The organism is Aeromonas sp. QDB18 (genome assembly GCF_027705325.1).
Lineage (GTDB): Bacteria > Pseudomonadota > Gammaproteobacteria > Enterobacterales > Aeromonadaceae > Aeromonas > Aeromonas caviae.
Window position 1 is genome coordinate 1 of record NZ_JAPDBQ010000285.1, and the last position, 1,315, is coordinate 1,315.

At 47.2% G+C, this 1,315-nt stretch carries 2 protein-coding genes; both read right to left on the reverse strand.

Annotated features, from left to right (window positions below; all coding sequences use genetic code 11):
- Positions 1–48: 48 nt before the first annotated feature.
- Positions 49–435, reverse strand: coding sequence for a replication initiation protein (locus tag OKC30_RS20875; protein WP_233421458.1), 387 nt, complete (start codon positions 433–435; stop codon positions 49–51).
- 202 nt (positions 436–637) lie between these two features.
- Complete coding sequence (locus OKC30_RS21485; RefSeq protein WP_081805719.1) at positions 638–1,156, reverse strand: topoisomerase DNA-binding C4 zinc finger domain-containing protein; 519 nt, start codon at positions 1,154–1,156, stop codon at positions 638–640.
- Positions 1,157–1,315 lie beyond the last annotated feature (159 nt).

Genomic DNA, 1,315 nt, shown 5'->3' on the forward strand with positions numbered 1-1,315 from the left:
AGCTCGCACTGAACTGGGCCATCGTCCTTTGGGATGTCGGGCAACGGCTTAGCGTGCTTTATTTTCCGTTTTCTGAACCGACCCCAAATAGCGCAGCGGCTTAAGCCTTGCGGCACTGGTGCGAGCCACGGGCGCGGCTAACAGATAGCCAATGTGGTAATTGCCATTCTCGGGGTTGATCGCTATCCAATGCGGCGCAGGCAAGCCACGTTCTCGCCACTCTTGATACCCCTCTCGCCGTTGCTCATAGGGCTTTCTGTCCACATCAAACACAATGCAGGATACGTGCGGCGGTGGATTGTGCTGAATGTGACGGAAGGCCAGCGCAGTTGCCTGCGGGCGGATATGCAGACCCAGCGCCGGATCATCAGTGCAGTAGGGGCGACGAGGGAGACGATCGACAAACTCGGCGGCTTGAAGCGCTGGTTTTACCATCGAACACCGCGCTTATTGGCGGTGCTGGGTTGTCTGATGTGATCCATGTGGTATTCTTGTTCCTGTGATTAAGTCACGGCCCCGAACTCTCTGTTATCTTCCGCCAAGTTGATTAGACAGAGATTCGGGGTTTGTCTTTTATGGACAGTACGTTACAACACCCCCGTGTTGTGCTCAACACCAACAACAGTGCAACCATCCTTCACTTGCTCTCAGGCAAATAGGATCGAGTACCTTTACACCTAGGATATTTACTACACCCCCAAAATTTATGTCCTGCATTATTGCCTTTAGTTGCTGTTCTTAGTCTCATTGCGGAATGACACCTTGGGCATAAAGGTTTATTTTTACAACCTCTATCCTTTTTTGAGTTACCTGCTGATGCAGGAGTTTCTGCATCATTACTAACAACCGCTTGTTGCTCCATATCCACTTTTAAAAAAGCAGTTGCCATTAGAGGGGAAGTTGAAACATCAGGCGCATTTCGACATTGGCGTTTAAAATGAAAATAAAAAAACAATGCAGCAGCGGCGCTTAATAATATTGGTAACGTGCCTTTCCATGAAGCTACACCTCCATGATGTGAACAAGCACCACTAAGACCAATGGATGGGGAGCTCCATCCGCTATTGCATGTTATTGGGCCGATCAGAACTTTAGCTAGTACATAAGCAACAATAAAAACCAAGGCCGTGATTTTTTTTAAATGCCTCTCTATCATTTAACCCCCCAAAAAATAATCAGCTTTATTTATTCGCATATATAGCTGCGGTGACGGAAATAATCATTTTGTTATCTCTTGTGTGGGCCACCTCAGAATTCGGTATAGAGTAAGGCAAGGACATAGTCGCCAGTTCACAACATGTAAGTCTTTGATTTA